The 17,161-nt window shown below is 36.7% G+C and carries 16 protein-coding genes; 11 read left to right on the top strand and 5 right to left on the bottom strand.

Features of this window, described 5'->3' with window-relative positions:
* Positions 1–26: 26 nt before the first annotated feature.
* From ACTWP4_RS09240 to ACTWP4_RS09225, 4 genes are read left to right on the top strand one after another with little or no spacing between them, the layout of a single operon-like run.
* A complete protein-coding gene (locus ACTWP4_RS09240; protein WP_443128479.1) occupies positions 27–518 on the top strand; it encodes a small multi-drug export protein in 492 nt (163 codons plus the stop codon).
* 18 nt (positions 519–536) lie between these two features.
* Positions 537–1,313, top strand: coding sequence for a hypothetical protein (locus ACTWP4_RS09235; protein ID WP_443128478.1), 777 nt, complete (start codon positions 537–539; stop codon positions 1,311–1,313).
* A 17-nt stretch (positions 1,314–1,330) separates the two neighbouring features.
* Entirely contained in the window at positions 1,331–1,732 is a 402-nt protein-coding gene (locus ACTWP4_RS09230; protein ID WP_443128477.1) for a GntR family transcriptional regulator, read from the top strand.
* Complete coding sequence (locus ACTWP4_RS09225; protein ID WP_443128476.1) at positions 1,729–2,592, top strand: ABC transporter ATP-binding protein; 864 nt, start codon at positions 1,729–1,731, stop codon at positions 2,590–2,592. The genes ACTWP4_RS09230 and ACTWP4_RS09225 overlap by 4 nt, the downstream gene beginning before the upstream one ends.
* A 201-nt stretch (positions 2,593–2,793) precedes the next feature.
* Here the strand turns inward: ACTWP4_RS09225 and ACTWP4_RS09220 are convergent, their stop codons facing one another.
* From ACTWP4_RS09220 to ACTWP4_RS09200, 5 genes are all read right to left on the bottom strand, one after another.
* Complete coding sequence (locus ACTWP4_RS09220; protein WP_443128475.1) at positions 2,794–3,624, bottom strand: CAP domain-containing protein; 831 nt, start codon at positions 3,622–3,624, stop codon at positions 2,794–2,796.
* A 351-nt stretch (positions 3,625–3,975) separates the two neighbouring features.
* Positions 3,976–4,683, bottom strand: coding sequence for a hypothetical protein (locus ACTWP4_RS09215; protein WP_443128474.1), 708 nt, complete (start codon positions 4,681–4,683; stop codon positions 3,976–3,978).
* A gap of 692 nt (positions 4,684–5,375) precedes the next feature.
* A complete protein-coding gene (locus ACTWP4_RS09210; protein ID WP_443128473.1) occupies positions 5,376–5,510 on the bottom strand; it encodes a hypothetical protein in 135 nt (44 codons plus the stop codon).
* A 116-nt stretch (positions 5,511–5,626) separates the two neighbouring features.
* On the bottom strand, positions 5,627–6,799 hold the full coding sequence (locus tag ACTWP4_RS09205) for a TraB/GumN family protein (RefSeq protein WP_443128472.1): 1,173 nt from the start codon (positions 6,797–6,799) through the stop codon (positions 5,627–5,629).
* Positions 6,800–6,955: 156 nt separating this feature from the next.
* Positions 6,956–7,840 carry a TIGR01777 family oxidoreductase gene (locus tag ACTWP4_RS09200; protein ID WP_443128471.1) on the bottom strand — a complete coding sequence of 295 codons (885 nt, stop codon included), beginning with the start codon at positions 7,838–7,840 and terminating at the stop codon, positions 6,956–6,958.
* A gap of 347 nt (positions 7,841–8,187) precedes the next feature.
* On the opposite strand from ACTWP4_RS09200, the gene ACTWP4_RS09195 reads away from it, so the two are divergent.
* The 7 genes from ACTWP4_RS09195 (at position 8,188) to phnE (ending at position 17,149) form a co-directional block, all read left to right on the top strand.
* A complete protein-coding gene (locus ACTWP4_RS09195; protein ID WP_443128470.1) occupies positions 8,188–9,645 on the top strand; it encodes a nicotinate phosphoribosyltransferase in 1,458 nt (485 codons plus the stop codon).
* 19 nt (positions 9,646–9,664) lie between these two features.
* The gene (nadE, locus tag ACTWP4_RS09190) at positions 9,665–10,495 is read left to right on the top strand and encodes an ammonia-dependent NAD(+) synthetase (RefSeq protein WP_443128469.1); all 831 of its coding nucleotides are present in this window, start codon (positions 9,665–9,667) and stop codon (positions 10,493–10,495) included.
* 263 nt (positions 10,496–10,758) lie between these two features.
* On the top strand, positions 10,759–11,739 hold the full coding sequence (locus tag ACTWP4_RS09185) for a ring-cleaving dioxygenase (protein WP_443128468.1): 981 nt from the start codon (positions 10,759–10,761) through the stop codon (positions 11,737–11,739).
* 849 nt (positions 11,740–12,588) lie between these two features.
* Positions 12,589–14,226, top strand: coding sequence for an Ig domain protein group 2 domain protein (locus ACTWP4_RS09180; RefSeq protein WP_443128467.1), 1,638 nt, complete (start codon positions 12,589–12,591; stop codon positions 14,224–14,226).
* 156 nt (positions 14,227–14,382) lie between these two features.
* A complete protein-coding gene (locus ACTWP4_RS09175; protein WP_443128466.1) occupies positions 14,383–15,471 on the top strand; it encodes a phosphate/phosphite/phosphonate ABC transporter substrate-binding protein in 1,089 nt (362 codons plus the stop codon).
* Positions 15,472–15,558: 87 nt separating this feature from the next.
* Complete coding sequence (gene phnC / locus ACTWP4_RS09170) at positions 15,559–16,341, top strand: phosphonate ABC transporter ATP-binding protein (protein ID WP_443128465.1); 783 nt, start codon at positions 15,559–15,561, stop codon at positions 16,339–16,341.
* Positions 16,334–17,149, top strand: coding sequence for a phosphonate ABC transporter, permease protein PhnE (gene phnE, locus ACTWP4_RS09165; RefSeq protein ID WP_443128464.1), 816 nt, complete (start codon positions 16,334–16,336; stop codon positions 17,147–17,149). Before phnC ends, phnE begins: the two co-directional genes overlap by 8 nt.
* Positions 17,150–17,161: the final 12 nt, after the last annotated feature.

Raw genomic sequence — 17,161 nt, 5'->3', positions numbered from 1 at the left:
ACACTTTAACGATTTGAGGTGAAAAAATGGAATTCATGGAATTAATTTGGGCTTATCTTCTTGTCTTTTTACTGGCAGCAATACCATTTGTCGAAGCTATTTACCTTACACCAATAGCAGTAGTGGCAGGTTTATCCCCTGCTCCGACCTTTTTATTAGCGGTGCTAGGAAATCTTTTGACAGTTTACTTTGTCATTTTATTTATAGAAAAAATGAAACAGTGGAGAAAGAAAAAGAAAGAGGAATTAGGAAAAGCAGAGAAAAGGCAAGAAAGAGCTCAACGTATTTGGAAAAAGTATGGACTGCCAGGGTTAACCATCATCGGTCCATTCTTCATCGGTAGTCATCTAGTCGCATTCTTAAGTTTAATTTTTGGTGGTACTAAGAGAAAGGTAACACTTTGGATGACGATAAGTATCGTTGGCTGGAGTTTGCTATTGACTATACTGGCAGCATTAGGATTTGAGATTTTTGAAGTGGAAAATCCATTTATCGAACAATTCTTCACCAAAAAATAATGAAAGGAAGAAAATGATATGTGGAAAGAATCTTGGTGGCTAACGAAAAGAGAACTTAAGATGCAGTTTCCTGGTATTATAGTGACCTTACTCGTAACGATTTTTATAGGTGGTTTAGCCGTCCCAACCCTATATTCCTTTGTATTGAATATATTTGATGATCCAACTTTATATTCGAATCGTATCATATTTGATGAAGAAGTTTTATATATAGACAGCTTCATAATAGATGTTATTTTTTTGGGTATCACACCTTCATTTTCAGCATTGTTTATGTGGGGACCTTATTTAAGTTTCCGTACTATTAAAGATGATCCATTTGGTAAAAGGTTAGCGGTCTATCGTTCATTGCCGATATCAACTAATGTACTGACAGTTAGTCGAATCCTATTTATGCTATCTATATTTTTGTTATTGTCGGCTGCTTTTTATTTAACCATTTTTCTAAGTTTACCAGATGCATTTTTTAATTTTATAGGATATACCGATTTTCTATCCTTCATGTTATTTTGGATCGGTTATGCGTTAACATTAGGTAGTGTAAATACGTATATTGAATCTGGTACAAATGGAAAAGTGTTATATATTTTTCTGTTTGTAATAACATTATGTTTGCTCATTGTTCTCTTTCTTGTCTATCGGATCTGGGAAGTCGGTATTGTGGAATCAACTATTTTGCTTATTTCGAAATCCCCGGTTATTCCTGTGATAGCTTCGGTCATTTGTGGTATATTGGGACTTATTACAATGACGAAATTATTAAAAAAGCGACTCCTTGAGAGAGATTATCTGTAGATGGAAGGTGAGAATGAATGAAGCTACCTATCGTAGTATCAGATGATAGTAAAGAACCCATTTATTATCAAATTGAACTGCAAATCAAAACACTAATTGTTAGTGGTCAGCTGCAAGCAGGTACAGCACTGCCTTCCATTCGGGCTTTATCGCATGATCTATCTTGTAGTGTCATTACAACAAGAAGAGCTTATCAAAACCTTGAAAATAAAGGCTTTATAGAAACGGTTCAGGGAAAAGGAACCTTTGTAAAGGCATTAGAGTTGAATACCCAGATACAAATCAAAGAAGAGGTTGTCTATTCAAATTTCAAAAAAGCGATAGAAGAAAGCAAATTGATGGGTTATTCACTCAAACAGTTAAAAGAGATAAGTGATAAAGCGTTTGATGATCTAAAGAAAGGAGAGAATCTTGAATGAGCCAAGTCATAGAGATTCAATCACTCGTAAAGCAATATAAGAATTTTAAACTTGGTCATCTCGATCTTGCAATAGAGACAGGTACGGTTGTAGCATTGTTAGGATCGAATGGATCAGGAAAAAGCACACTATTGCAAATGCTTATGAATTTAAGAAAACCTAACAATGGCAACATCAAATTATTTGGTATAGATATCAATGAGCATGAAGTTAAAGTTAAAGAACGTATAGGGTATGCAGGTGGTGCGCTGTACGAGGCTTTTAAGCAACTAACTGTTGATGGGCTTGCTGAACTTGTTAGACATTGGCATACCAACTGGGATCATGCATACTATGAGAAGTTGATTACTAGATATGACATTAATCGGAAAGAGAAACTTGCTCATTGTTCAATGGGTACGAAGAAAAAAGTAGAATTTGTTTTAGCAATGGCTCATCATCCCAAACTTTTATTATTAGATGAACCGACAGCTAATGTAGATTTAATATCCCAACAACGAATGCGAGAGGATTTATCGCAGTTTATGGAGGATGACCAAAATACAATTGTAATGGCTACTCATCAACAGGAGGAAGTTAAGCAATTATGTGATTATATCTGCTTGTTAGACGATGGCCAAATCAAAGATATGTTTGAAAAGGATGAGGTACAACATCGTTGGGCAAGACTATGGCTATCTCATTTGCCTGATCATTTAAATGATGATGTAAGAGTGTGGCAAATAGAAGATAGTCCAGTTCAAATCGTAACCAATCAACTGTTAGAAATAGAAGAAGAGTTGAAACAACAACATATTGAGATAACCCATGTAAAACGGTTAGAACTCCATGAGATCATGGAATATATCCTACAATCGTAATCGATCTCCTGAGTTATTCTCGGGAGATTTTATTTGTTAAGGAAGTAAAAACATTTATACAATATAACTATATTATATAACAAGATTCTATAGGTTGATCATGTTCGGTGTCGGCTTCTATATGTTATGTATGTTTTTTAGAAGAAAAGCTTAAAGAAGATAAAAAAACACCTAGAGATGAAAACTCTAGGTGTTATAAGTTTATTTTCCTATAAATTGTTGTGTCCAATGATTTCCTTGTTCTACATATCCAACACCAATATGTGTAAAGTTTTCATTCAGAATATTTGCTCTGTGGCCTTCGCTATTCATCCAGGCATTTACTACTTCTTCTGGTGATCGCTGACCCTTAGCAATATTTTCACCTGCAGTACGGTAACTGATTCCTGCTTGTTGGATCATGTCAAAAGGAGACCCGTATGTCGGGCTGTTATGACTAAAGTAACCATTTGCAGCCATATCCTCTGATTTTTGTCTAGCAACTTTGCTTAACTCAGCATCGATTTCTAATGCTGGCAATCCGTGTTTTTGACGTTCCTGGTTTGTTAAAGCAACAACTTGTTCTTCGAATTGACTTATATCAGAGGTTTGATTAGACTCTTCAGTTTGTTCCTTTGTTTGCTCTTCTGTATTTTCTTGTGCATTATCTGTATTAGAAGGCTCCTCTGGTTGTGCTTCTTTCTGTTCAACCGGAACTTCTACTGGTTCTTCATTATTATTTCCTTCTGGTTGTTCCGATTTTTTATCGGTTTGAGTTTCTTCAGGTTGCGGTTTAGGTGTTGTTTGTTCTTTTTCTGGCTGTTCCGCTTCTTTTTCGTTTGCTTCTTTCTGTTTTTCTACTTCAACGGATATATCTCCAAACCATTTATTAAGTAGCTCTTGAATAGTAGATTCAGAGATTTTTTCTGTTGATAATTGAAAGCTATTACTTTGTGCATGGTTTTGGGCAGATAATGTTGTATTAGATGAAAAACCTGTTGTCATTACTAACGCTCCAATTAATAAAAGCGTCATTGATAGTTTCTTTATCATAAAGTAATCCACTCCTTGTCCTTTTGTTTGTACGCATTTATCATAGCATGCTATTTTTGTAATAATTATGGATTATTTTACTAATTAATTTAAAAAGAATTTGAATCTTTTAGTCATGCCCTATCATGAAGAAAGGAAAAAGAAAAAATTAGCAATAATAGAAAAAAATAATCGAAATGTGCTCTTGACAAGTTTTTGGAATACGAAAATTATGACATTTTGTTACTGGTTTGTTGCATATATGACAAACTTCGAAAAAGTGAATTACCCATCACTTACAACCTATCTTTTTTGTTAAAAAAAACCGGATGGACATGTTATCCATTACCGGTTTGATAGTTACATTCCTAATTATTGCAATACGTGTTCGGCTTTTACTCTTTCTGTTTTCTGATAAGGATTGCCATCGCCACCATTTTCGTAGTCATAAAATTCCATCAAAAAAACAAATTTATTGTCTGATTCATTGAAATAGCTTACATGAATACTAGATACTTTATCCTCATCGATGGCTAAAGAAATGTGCAACATAGATGTACCTTCATATAGTTTCAAAAAATCGCTCTTGTTTGAAGAATCTGGGGGTAAAATTTCCTGATTAAATCCGAGGGAATAATTTATCGTAGGGTCTCCGGATAAATCTTCAAACCCTTCTTCGTACGTATTTCCAAGTAAAGTTGTCGCTTCTTTTTTAGGCATGCCGAGCTCTAATTTTTCATAATAGAAGTCTGCTAGTTCTTTTGGAGATTTTGGTTTGTCTTCAGGGGTAGTTGTTGGTGTATCTTCCTCTGTTGAATCGTTACTTTCCTTTTCTGCCGTAGGTGTTTCTTTCTCTGCGTCTGATTCATCTTTTGGTTTCTCTGTTTTGTCTGTTTCTTTCTCTGTATTTTCTTCTGTAGTTGTTTCCGTTGTATCTTCTTCTGTTGAATCAGATTGTTCTTTAGGGGTTTCGTCTGATTCTGGAGCTGGTTCCTCCGTTTGAGTAGTCTTTTCTTCTGTACAAGCGGTTAATAAAGCCATGGAACAAAGAATTGCAACTAAAAATAATTTTATATGCATGAGATACTTCCTTTCATTGAAAAAAGTGAAACTATTCTATACTATACAGTTATTTCCAATAAAATGTGAAGAAATACTAAAAAAGAATAAATAAACTAATGAACAGATTACTATCCTTTTTATTATATATTTTCTTTAAAATACCTTTTTAAATTATGAATAATTGGAAGCGCATCCTAACATACATTCTACCACTTCCGTTATTTCCTCTCTTGTTTCACAAGACCTTTCCATGTTTTTTGCATAATCTTGAACATCTTTCCACATATCGGATGTTAGTTGTATCGATGGGCATAGTTTTGAGTCGTTTAAAGGTGATTCGTCATATTTTTTTAGAGTATTTCTCAAATCGTTCAGATTGTTAGAGTGAATGGCTTGAATGGTTATTACTATCTAATTTCATTGTTATATCAATCCTTAGGCTTTTAACAATGAAAAAGCCAAAAGAAAAAGCGTTTGGGCTTACACCCACCGAATTTCATCTCCAACTTACCGTTGGGCTACTCCCTTCACACGCTTGAAAAGGGAGACTTCTTTCGGAAAAACGTTAAAAAAGTGGCATATATGTGAGTGGATTTTAAAAGAAAGGAAAACTTCAATCAAAATTCGTTTACATACTATACATATTTCTTGTATAATAAAAGTAGAATATGGAGTGAGTGCGAGGAATAATCCTCACACTCGTGTGGCTTTTAATCGGATCGTCGCTTGGCAGAGCGGTGATCCTTTTTCTTATGCCTTTTAAAATTCATTATCGCAGTTGTTAAATTTACACAAGCAACCACGATACTAACAGCTAATGCAATAATTGTTAGCGCCACTTCCATATATTCCACACCCCCTTTCTGTGGAGAGGGTTGTCTATAGTATACCACAAAATCGAACACTTGTTCTAGTTTTAACGAAAAAAATTGGACTTTTCATAGAGAAAAGTCCTTTTGTCCTATAAATTGTTGATAAATAATCGAACAATATCCGTACCTGCAATAATTGTGCCCAGTGTACTGCCAAGGTTGGCGAAGACAACAATCAGCAGTATTCTAGTAACTTTATTGTGCCAAAAGCCTTTTACCGTATGAACATCATCTGATAAAGACTCAAAGTCGGACACATGAGGTTTTTTAACTAGAGCTTGAACAAATCCGGCAAACCAACCTGCAGCTATTAATGGATTTAGCGATGTGATCGGTGCTGCTATTAATGCAGTTAAAATTGTTAAAGGATGACCTAATGCTAATACCACACCCAAAGCGGAGAAGCCGCCATTCCACACTAGCCAGCTGATTACTTGCTGCCAGCCAGCTACAGGATTAGACCAGAACGTAAATGCGATTAACGCAACAATAATTAAGGGAATGGACCAGCCAATAATCTTTGGTACTTTCGATTTTGGTGGTAGGTTAGTCAATTTTTTAAGGTCGTGGTCTTTTTGAATTTCCTTTGTTATCCCTGGAACATGAGCAGCACCTAAAACTGCTACGATTTTCTTACCTGGTGCCTTTTTAATTTTCTGTGCCAAATATTGATCACGTTCATCAATCAATGGTTTTTTTAGCCTTGGAAATGCTTCCGAAAATTCGTTCAATACACTGTCAATCGAGTCTTGTGTTTTCATTTTTTCCAATTCTTCTTCTGAGATAGATTCTCTAGAAAAAACACCACCTAACACTTGCGTCAGTAACAGCATTTTCCCTTTTAAACCAATACTTCGCCATATGCGTGCAAACGTGATTTGGATATTACGATCTGCTAGCACTAACTTTGCACCTATTTCATTGGCAGATTCAATTCCTTGAATCATCTCTTGGCCGGGCTTAATACCGAATTGTTTTGCCATTCGCTTTTGGAAAGAGGATATAGCCAAATTCATCAGTAATAAAGTTGCCTTTTTCTCTTTGATTACTTGGAATATATCCATATCTCGCCAACTATCACCTTTGGCTATTGATTCATAACGTTGTTTATCCAATTCCACACATACTGAATCAGGCTGCTCCTGCTCGATTACTTGTTTAACTTGCTCTGCACTTTGTTTAGAAACGTGAGCAGTTCCAATCAATATGTATTCTTTCCCATCTAGATCTATTCTTGTAATATTTTCATTTTGATCCGACATGCACGATTCCTACCTTTTATATAATAACTACTTAATGACTATTACTAGTATAGCGGATTATGATCGAAAAAAATACTAGCAGTGCTGATAATTTAACAAATGGTCTTTATCACGGTGCTAATCGCCTGTAAAACCCCCACTGATGGAAGTCTCGCTTTATAATATATCTTCAAGTGTTTGTTCTATTGTTGGGAAACGGAAGGAATAGCCTGCATCTAATAATCTTTTAGGAATTACCCATCTGCTTTTTAAAATTAACTCGGTTTCTGTTCGTAAGAAAATCGCACCTAATTCTAATAATGGAGCAGGTGCGGGTAAACCAAGGGGCCGGTTTAACTGCTCGCGTAAGGCCTTCATCAAATGATGATTTGGAATTGGGTTAGGGGAGGAGCAATTAAATACTCCTTCCATGTCTTTATTATCGTTTATAAATAAAATTATTTTAAATAGATCTTCGACATGGATCCAGCTAAACATTTGCTTTCCATTACCTTGAACTCCACCCAGTCCAAATTTCACTAGGTTTTTATACGGTGTGATGACCCCACCATCAGGTCCAAGTACAATCGCGATACGTAATGCCACTTGGCGGGTCTTTGGTACAGTACATTGAAAAAAAGTATTTTCCCATTTAGTTGCGACATCAACAGAGAAGCCTTTTCCGATCTCGCCATCTGCCTCTGTCATCGGACGATCCTCAGCATGGCGATAAATGGTTGCTGTACTGGCATTTACCCAAAGTTTTGGTGGGTTTTCACAAGCTGCAACAGCATCTCCTAATAACTTCGTTGTCCCTGTTCGAGATTGAACTATTTCTTGTTTATTTTGTTCGTGATAGCGGCAATTGACAGATTTCCCTACTAAATTAATTACCATTTCAGCATTTTCTAATGCATGTACCATTCTTTCATGATCATTCCAAGTAATCGCCGGAGCCCTTCTTGCGATCACGATAACTTCATAACCGAGTGCTTCGAATTTTTGTTGAAAATAATTGCCGATAAATCCTGTCCCGCCCGCAAGTACCACTTTTTTTGTCATCCAAATCCTCCTATATATCATTTCCTTTATCATATCAAATAGATCATTATTGTTAAATTTTTCTGACAATTGTTCATCATTTTGTTATAATTAACTGTTAATTAGGTATTGTTATAGAGTTTTTTTGTGCGATAGTGTAGATCGGTAAAAAGAATATGATATGTATATGATAGGGTTATATTTGAGTATTCTCTTTTACAGGAGAGGTTTTAAAGATTAAACTATGGATAGAGGAAAAATGTGCCCATTAAATTGAAAACTTCACGTTATACACCATTTTGCATATAAGAGTGAATGATTGAACATACTTTGGGAGCAATAGTAACAGAATTTGGAGGAGAACAACGATGACGTATGAAGACGATAGCTTGATGTTACACACCGACCTATATCAAGTTAATATGGCGGAAACCTATTGGCGTGACGGGACAGCAAACAAAAAGGCGGTATTCGAATTATATTTTCGCAAGCTTCCTTTTGATAACGGCTATGCTGTTTTTGCCGGATTAGATCGTGTATTAGATTTTATTGAGAATTTTGGTTTTACTGAAAGTGATCTAACCTATTTAAAAGAAATTGGTGGGTATGAAGATGATTTTCTCGATTATTTACGAAATCTGAAATTTTCAGGAACGATTAGTTCGATGAAAGAAGGAGAAGTTGTTTTTGCCAATGAGCCATTGATGCGGATTGAAGCACCACTTGCAGAGGCCCAATTAATTGAAACGCCTTTACTTAACATTGTGAATTACCAAACATTAATAGCTACAAAGGCTGCCCGTATTAAATATGTGGTTGGCGATAGTACCGTGATGGAATTTGGAACGAGACGTGCCCATGAGATGGACGCAGCGATTTGGGGAACAAGGGCTGCGTATATCGGTGGGTTTTCTGCCACAAGTAACGTTCGAGCCGGGAAACTTTTTGGAATACCGATCGCTGGAACTCATGCGCATGCGATGGTGCAGGCTTATCGAGATGATTATACCGCCTTTAAAAAATATGCTAGCACACATAAAAACTGTGTCTTTCTGGTTGATACGTATGATACATTACGATCTGGTGTCCCGAATGCCATTCGTGTGGCAAAGGAATTTGGAGACGAAATAAATTTCCAAGGTATTCGTTTAGATAGTGGTGATATGGCCTATTTATCAAAAAAAGCGAGAAAAATGTTAGACGATGCAGGATTTCCTGATGCAAAAATTATAGCTTCCAATGATTTAGACGAATATACGATATTGAACCTGCAGGCTCAGGGAGCCGAAATCGATATTTATGGGATTGGTACGAAGTTGATCACAGCCTATGATCAAGCAGCATTAGGCGGTGTGTATAAACTAGTAGCGATAGAAGAAGATGGAAAAATGATTGATACAATTAAGATTTCAGCTAACCCCGAAAAAGTAACAACACCAGGAAGCAAAAAGGTTTATCGAATCATTAATAATGAGAATCGTCACTCAGAAGGGGACTATATTGCATTAGAGGGTGAGGATCCACAAGCAGAAGAACGTTTGAAAATGTTCCATCCGGTGCATACCTATATTAGTAAGTTTGTTACGAATTTTACCGCCGTAAATCTACTTGAAGATGTGGTGGTAGATGGCGAAATCAATTATCAAAGTCCTTCGTTGGAAGAGATTCAAAATTATACAATTAGCAATATGAAACTGTTATGGGAAGAGTACAAGCGGACGATGAAACCAGAAGAATATCCGGTCGATTTAAGTGAAGCATGCTGGGAGAATAAAATGAATTTAATCCGTGATATAAAAGCAAAAGTAAAGCAGAAGGTTGAATAATGGAAAGGGGACATTTGGGGTGCGTTCATTACAAAAGGAAATTATTGAAACATTAAAAGTACAGCCAGAGGTTGATCCACAAGAAGAATTTCGTCGTAGTGTAGATTTTGTCAAAGCTTATTTGAAAAAGCATTCTTTTTTGAAAAGTGCTGTATTAGGGATTTCTGGTGGTCAAGATTCAACGTTAGCAGGATACATCTGTCAGACAGCAATTAATGAGTTAAACGAAGAACTAGGTGAAGGAAAATACCAGTTTATAGCAGTCCGTTTACCATACGGAGAACAAGCGGATGAAGATGATTGTTTGGTTGCGCTTGATTTTATTAAGCCGAGTAGAATTGTCCGAGTGAATATCAAGGCTGCTGTTGATGCTAGTGAAGCAGCTGTAGAGAAGGAAATCGGTGATATTAGTGAGTTTGTAAAAGGAAATACCAAAGCTCGTGAACGTATGAAGGTACAATATGATATTGCTGCTGCATGTAATGGTGTTGTTGTTGGTACAGATCATGCTGCAGAGGCGGTTACTGGTTTCTTTACAAAATATGGTGATGGAGCGGCAGATATTTTGCCGTTATATCGTTTGAATAAACGCCAAGGGAAATCAATTCTTAAGTTGCTCGGTTCCCCGGAGCGTCTCTATGAGAAAGCACCTACAGCAGATCTAGAGAGTGATCGTCCACAATTACCAGATGAGGAAGCTTTAGGTGTGACGTATGATGCAATTGATGACTATTTAGAAGGCAAACAAGTTTCAGATAAAGATGCGGAAACAATTGAACAATGGTTTATGAAAACACGTCATAAGCGGGAAGAACCTGTTACAGTGTTTGACGACTGGTGGAAAAGATAAACAGTGAACCTGGTAATTGAGAGGGAGGAGTGGACTTCTGTTCCTTTATTTGTGACAAAACTGCTATTTTAAGTGGGTTCGCGGACATTTATTCCGTTATTAGGCAACATTAACTTCAATTCTAATGTTTTTTGCCTACATAGCGGAACAGATGTCCACTCTATAAATAAAATGTGAGGCACTTTTAATTGATTTTCCCTATTTATTCTGTTATATTTATCTCGAATTCGAAATAAATTACTTCGATTATAGGAGATGATTATATGAACGGCTTAAAAGGAATTCATCACGTAACAGCTATTACAAGCAGTGCGGAAGAGAATTATAAGTTTTTCACCTATGTATTAGGTATGAGATTAGTAAAGAAAACTGTTAATCAGGACGATATTCAAACATACCATCTGTTCTTTGCTGATGATAAAGGCAGCCCAGGAACAGATATGACCTTCTTTGACTTCCCTGGTATCCCGAAAGGCTCTCATGGTACGAATGAAATTTACCGTACTGGCTTTCGTATACCGTCAGATGCTGCTCTTGAATACTGGGTAAAACGGTTTGATAAGCTAGACGTAAAACATGACGGAATTAAAGAGCAATTCGGTAAGAAAGTATTAAATTTTGTTGACTTTGATGATCAGCAATATCAATTAATCTCTGATGAAGGTAATGAAGGAGTTGCCTCTGGTACCCCGTGGCAGGACGGTCCTATTCCATTAGAATATGCAATCACAGGGTTAGGTCCGATTTTTGTACGTATCCAGGACTATAAATATTTCAAACAAGTTATGGAAAAAGTATTGCTATTTACAGAAATTGACCATGATGGTTCGTATCACTTATTTGAAGTTGGTGAAGGTGGGAATGGTGCACAAGTAATTGTGGAAGAAAATGGTGTCTTACCTATGGCCCGTCAAGGTTATGGTACCGTACACCATGCCGCTTTCCGGATTGATGATCTCGAGACATTGCATCAATGGGATGAACATTATCGTCGCTTCGGTTTACAGACTTCTGGATATGTCGATCGCTTTTTCTTTAAATCATTATATACAAGAGTTGCACCACAGATACTATTTGAATTAGCTACTGACGGTCCAGGGTTTATGGGTGATGAACCATATGAAACCTTAGGTGAAAAGCTATCATTACCACCATTTTTAGAAGATAAACGAAAAGAAATTGAAGGAATGGTTCGCCATATTGACACGGTGAGAAGTTCAAAGAAATTTGAGAAAGAATATTAGGATTAAATATATATAACATGAATTGATAAGTCATCCCGAGTCCAGTTTAACCGGGCTCTTTTTTTCGGTATTCACTTAGTAATAAGAGTGTGTGAATCCCAATTATATGCATATATAAGGGATTCGCTTAGCAAAAAGAGAGTGCGAGTCCCGATTAAATGCGTATTTAAGGGATTCACCTAGCAAAAAAGTATGTGACTCCCGATTATATGCATATATAAGGGATTCACCTAGCAAAAAGAGAGTGCGAGTCCCGATTAAATGCGTATTTAAGGGATTCGCCTAGCAAAAAGAGTGTGTGACTCCCGATTATATGCATATATAAGGTATTCACCTAGCAAAAAAGTATGCGACTCCCGATTATATGCATATATAAGGGGTTCACCTAGCAAAAGAGTGTGTGACTCCCGATTATATGCATATATAAGGTATTCACCTAGCAAAAAGAGTGTGACTCCCGATTAAATGCGTATTTAAGGGATTCACCTAGCAAAAAAGTATGTGACTCCCGATTATATGCATATATAAGGGACTCACCTAGTAAAAAGAGTATGCGACTCCCGATTATATGCTTCACCTGCTTTTTAATGCAAGAAACTTCATTATTTCGCCTCGAATAGTACGTCCTTTTTTTGTTTCTACTTCAGATCAAGTGTCCTATCCTAACTTCTTTGCTTTTGCTGCTATGTCTACTTTGTAAATATTCGTGTTTTATAAAAAATTAACCATATTTTAACAGCGTTCTAACACTGACATAACATTAGTTTGCTATATTTAATATTAATGGAAGGTAATGGTTGATGCAGGTTTTGTTTTGTGGAGTGACAATACAAAATAGGAGGGCTAACGATGTATAGAAAATGGTCATACTTGTTAATTGCGTTTATGTGTCTATTTACTGTGTTTGTACCAACTGTTGATGCTGAGGGACCATCAGATCCAGCCCCAGCAATAGCTCCTAGTGGTTCAACAAATGGTTTATCTGTCTTGTTTGATAACACACATGCACAGACTGCAGGTGCAGCAGATTGGGTAATTGACGGAGCATTTTCCGATTTTGCTGAAGCAATTGCAGAAGAGGGATATTATGTGAAAGAGTTGCGAAAAGAAGGGCGATTTACCTTAAGTGATTTAGAATATTATGATGTGTTTGTCATACCAGAAGCAAATATTCCTTTCTCCAATCAAGAACAAGAGACTTTGGTAGATTATGTAGATCAAGGTGGAAGTATTTTTTTCATTGCAGACCATTATAATGCTGATCGTAATAAGAACAGATGGGATTCTTCAGAGGTGTTTAATGGATATCGACGTGGCGCATGGTCAGATCCGGCATTGGGCATGAGTCAAGCGGAAGAGGATTCTTTTTATATGCAAAACGTTTCAAGTTCCGATTGGTTAAGTGATCATTTTGGGATGCGGATACGCTACAATGCATTAGGTAATGTTCATTCAGACGTTATCGTGTCACCATCCCAGTCATTTAATATTACGGATAATGTTAATACGATCACTATGCATGCTGGATCGACAATTGCTATTACGGATTCCGATAAAGCGAAGGGAATTGTATATATAGAGGAAACAAATGAGGCGTGGTCCCATGCAGTAGATCAAGGTGTGTATGAAGGCGGTGGAATAGACGAAGGAGCCTATGTAGCGATAGGCAAATACAACTTAGGAAAAGTAGCAGTGATAGGTGATTCTTCACCAGTTGAAGATATTACTCCAAAATATAAAAGGGAAGAAACTGGTGGTACAAAAACAACATATGATGGCTTCTATGATCAAGATAATCATGTCTTACTTGTTAATTTAATTAATTGGTTAGCTGAACAAAAAGATTATGCATCATTTGATCAGGTAGCAGGTATAAACTTAGATGAGGAAACCTCTTTATTAAGTATGGAAACCCCAATAAACTCGACTGAACCGGAATCAGAGCCCTGGAGTGAGCCAGCACATGATTATAAGTGGTGGGATCGTTCAACTTTTAAAGAAGGTTCCTATGGATATGTGGATAGTGATGAACCAAATGAACCAGTGGATGGAGTCATAGAAAGCTTTGACAATGGTAGTAAAGCGGCTTATGCAGCAGATGATGTAACATTAGCATCAGGTTCATGGCATTTTGATAATGCATTGTTAGGGTCTTTATCCTCAGATAAGAAAAACGGCACACAATCTAGTCGTATTCGTGCTAATGGAACAATTTCGATGAATTTTGATGTGAATGGAGCCGAAAGTGTGAAGGTGGAGCATGCTAACTTTGGTAATGACAGTGGAGCAAATTGGAGTTTAGAGAAGTCTACAAATGGAGGCGCAACTTGGACAAGTGTCGCTGGTCCCTATAGTAGTAGAAGTACACTGTCGTCAGAAACGATCGAAGTAAATGAAACAAATACGGTTAGATTCCGAATTGTTGTAGGTGGAACATCAGGAGAACGTATTAATATCGATGATTTTACTATTATTGAGAATGAGTAAGGCATGGAATAGCTGCTAGCCTATTTAGGTTAGCAGCTATTATTCAATTTTTGCAAAAACTATACATTTTTTTACATTAAATTAATGCCATCTCAATGTTTATTTTTTACCATTATAAATGATTAGAATCTTCTAAATATTAGAGAGGGGAAAATGATGTTGAAAAAGCTATGGTGTTTATTAGTTCTTGCATTGATTGCTTTTTTAGTAGCGTGTGGGAGCGGTGAAGAAGAGGATACTACGAATGAAGCAGAAGCAAGTGAAACAGAAAATAATACAGAGTCTGAAAGCGGAGAAGCAGAGGAAGAGTCAACTAAATCTATCGATACATTATCTATAGGATTTGTACCTTCACGTGATCCAGAGGAAATTGTAACAGCGACAGAACCTTTGAAAGATTTATTAAAGGAAGAAATGGCAACTTTGGGTTATGACATAGGGGAAGTGAAGATTGATGTTGGTACCAATTATGAAGCGGTAGGTGAAGCACTTTCTGCAGGTACAACAGATATTGGTTTTATTCCTGGCGGTACATATGTACTGTATGATGATGGTGCAGAGGTTATTTTGACAGCAACTCGAGCAGGATTGAATAATGACTCAGATGATCCGAGCGACTGGAATGAAAATAAACCGACAGAACCGAGTGATGAACAAGTCACTTACTATCGCGCATTAATGATTGCTGGTCCTTCCGAAAAAGGACAAGAATTAGCGGATAAAGTAAACAAAGGCGAAGAGCTTACAGCTGAAGACATAAAAAGTGCTAACTGGGCAGTCATGTCATCATCATCTCCAGCAGGTTATATTTATCCATCATTATGGTTGAAAGATAACTTTGATCTTACGATTGCAGATCTGCCCAATAAAGTACAAGTAGATTCATATGGTAGTGCTTTTGCAAGACTAGCAGAAGAACAAATAGATGTAATGGTAACATATGCAGATGCTAGACGAGATAATGAAAAAGCGTGGGAATCTAGAGAAGGAACCATCTGGGATGAAACAAATGTCATTGGTGTAACTCCTGGTATATACAATGACACAATCAGTGTGAGTAAAAATTCCGAAAAGATGGATGATGACTTAAAAGCTGCTATTCAACAAGCATTTATGAATATTGCAGAAACAGAAGAAGGAAAAGAAGTTATCTCTATTTACAATCATGAAGGCTATCAAAAAGCCAAAGATTCAGATTATGACAAAGAACGTGAAGCACAAGAAATGGTGCAGTCATTAGACTAAATGTTCTACCTTTTTATAATAATATTGAAGGTGAAATGAGGACATCATTCTTTGGTGTTCTCATTTTTCACAAGGAAGGCGATAGAAATGATTGAATTTACGAATGTTGATAAAGTATATCCAAATAAAGTGAAAGCTCTGGAAAATATTAATCTAAAAATAGAAAAAGGTGAATTTGTAGCAGTAATCGGTTTATCTGGTGCTGGTAAGTCTACGCTTATTCGATGTATTAATAGAATGCATGATATTACGAAAGGTTCTCTTATCGTGGACGGCACGAATGTTGAAGAATTAAAAGGAAAACAAATTCGTAATTTCCGCAAGAAGATAGGTATGATTTTTCAATCTTTTAATTTAATCACACGTACAACTGTAATTAAAAATGTATTAGTTTCTTTTGTGCCAGAGCTATCTTTTTGGCGAAAAGTGACTGGGATATTTAGTAAAGACCATAAACTACAAGCATTGACTGCCTTAGATCAGGTAGGCATTTTAGATAAGGCGTATGTTCGTGTTGATCAGTTATCCGGGGGACAGCAGCAACGTGTGGCGTTGGCGAGAACGTTAGCACAAGATCCAGCTATCCTTCTTGCTGATGAACCGATTGCATCATTAGATCCGGTCACATCTAAGCAAGTAATGGATGACTTCAGGCGAATCAATCAAGAGATGGATATGACCGTAATTTTGAATATTCACCATGTAGAAGTGGCACTGGAGTATGCAGATCGAATTATCGGTGTAAGGGAAGGACAAATTGTCTACGATGGCTCTACTAATGAGGTAACAGATGAAGTATTAGACTATATTTATAAAGGGAAAGCCGACGAAGTGAAACAGGAACTTTATGAGGAAGGTGCCTATGTTTGATAAAATTTTTCCTCCAAAGCAAGTAGTATTACCTAATGGTAAGAAAGTTTTGGAAAAAAGATCTCGTACACCTTTGATATTGGTTATGGTTCTTATTGCAGTCTATTTATCGATAAGGTTTACTAACTTTCAGTTTAGTGTGTTAGTAACACGAGGAGATGAGTTTTTCGTTATTATAAATGAAATGATTCCTCCTAAGTGGGAATACCTTCCGCATTTATGGCAGTCCTTATTGGACACCATTATGATGTCGATCCTTGGTTCTGCATTAGGTTCACTTGTTGCTGTTCCAGTTGCTTACCTAGCAGCTTCTAACATTATAAAAAGTAAGTTAGTAGTCATGATTGCACGACTATTTTTAAGTATATTAAGGACAATGCCTACTTTAGTCTCAGCTTTAATTGCAACTTTTATTTTCGGTTTAGGGACATTAGCCGGTACAGTAGCTATATTTCTCTTTACGGTAGCATATGTAGGGAAGTTATTGTATGAGCAAATTGAGAATGCTAGTATGGGTGCCTTTGAAGCGATGGAATCGATCGGAATTACGAGAATGCAAGCATTTCGTTATGCGATTTTCCCTCAAGTATTGCCTAACTACTTATCTACTTCCATGTTTTGTTTTGAAGGAAATGTTCGTTATGCTGCAATCTTAGGTTATGTAGGTGCTGGCGGAATCGGGATACTTTTGAATGAGGGGCTAGGCTGGCGTGATTATGCAAGTGTCGGAATGATATTACTTATGCTAGCTATTACAGTGTTTTTGATTGAGACGGTTAGTGAATATTTCAGGAAAAAGTTGATATGAAAGGCTTGACTT

The organism is Gracilibacillus sp. D59, from assembly GCF_052246695.1.
Lineage (GTDB): Bacteria > Bacillota > Bacilli > Bacillales > Amphibacillaceae > Gracilibacillus.
The sequence above is the reverse complement of the archived record's forward strand: the minus strand, read 5'-3'. Positions and strand labels throughout refer to the sequence as shown.

Excerpts from the sequence above, each read along its gene's own strand:
- ACTWP4_RS09240 (WP_443128479.1), top strand. The coding sequence starts at position 27 with ATGGAATTCATGGAATTAATTTGGGCTTATCTTCTTGTCTTTTTACTG.
- ACTWP4_RS09185 (WP_443128468.1), top strand. The coding sequence starts at position 10,759 with ATGAACGGCTTAAAAGGAATTCATCACGTAACAGCTATTACAAGCAGT.
- ACTWP4_RS09210 (WP_443128473.1), bottom strand. The coding sequence starts at position 5,510 with ATGGAAGTGGCGCTAACAATTATTGCATTAGCTGTTAGTATCGTGGTT.
- ACTWP4_RS09225 (WP_443128476.1), top strand. The coding sequence starts at position 1,729 with ATGAGCCAAGTCATAGAGATTCAATCACTCGTAAAGCAATATAAGAAT.
- ACTWP4_RS09200 (WP_443128471.1), bottom strand. The coding sequence starts at position 7,840 with ATGACAAAAAAAGTGGTACTTGCGGGCGGGACAGGATTTATCGGCAAT.
- ACTWP4_RS09230 (WP_443128477.1), top strand. The coding sequence starts at position 1,331 with ATGAAGCTACCTATCGTAGTATCAGATGATAGTAAAGAACCCATTTAT.
- phnC (WP_443128465.1), top strand. The coding sequence starts at position 15,559 with ATGATTGAATTTACGAATGTTGATAAAGTATATCCAAATAAAGTGAAA.
- ACTWP4_RS09175 (WP_443128466.1), top strand. The coding sequence starts at position 14,383 with ATGTTGAAAAAGCTATGGTGTTTATTAGTTCTTGCATTGATTGCTTTT.
- ACTWP4_RS09220 (WP_443128475.1), bottom strand. The coding sequence starts at position 3,624 with ATGATAAAGAAACTATCAATGACGCTTTTATTAATTGGAGCGTTAGTA.
- ACTWP4_RS09195 (WP_443128470.1), top strand. The coding sequence starts at position 8,188 with ATGACGTATGAAGACGATAGCTTGATGTTACACACCGACCTATATCAA.
- ACTWP4_RS09205 (WP_443128472.1), bottom strand. The coding sequence starts at position 6,799 with ATGTCGGATCAAAATGAAAATATTACAAGAATAGATCTAGATGGGAAA.
- ACTWP4_RS09235 (WP_443128478.1), top strand. The coding sequence starts at position 537 with ATGTGGAAAGAATCTTGGTGGCTAACGAAAAGAGAACTTAAGATGCAG.
- ACTWP4_RS09180 (WP_443128467.1), top strand. The coding sequence starts at position 12,589 with ATGTATAGAAAATGGTCATACTTGTTAATTGCGTTTATGTGTCTATTT.
- phnE (WP_443128464.1), top strand. The coding sequence starts at position 16,334 with ATGTTTGATAAAATTTTTCCTCCAAAGCAAGTAGTATTACCTAATGGT.
- ACTWP4_RS09215 (WP_443128474.1), bottom strand. The coding sequence starts at position 4,683 with ATGCATATAAAATTATTTTTAGTTGCAATTCTTTGTTCCATGGCTTTA.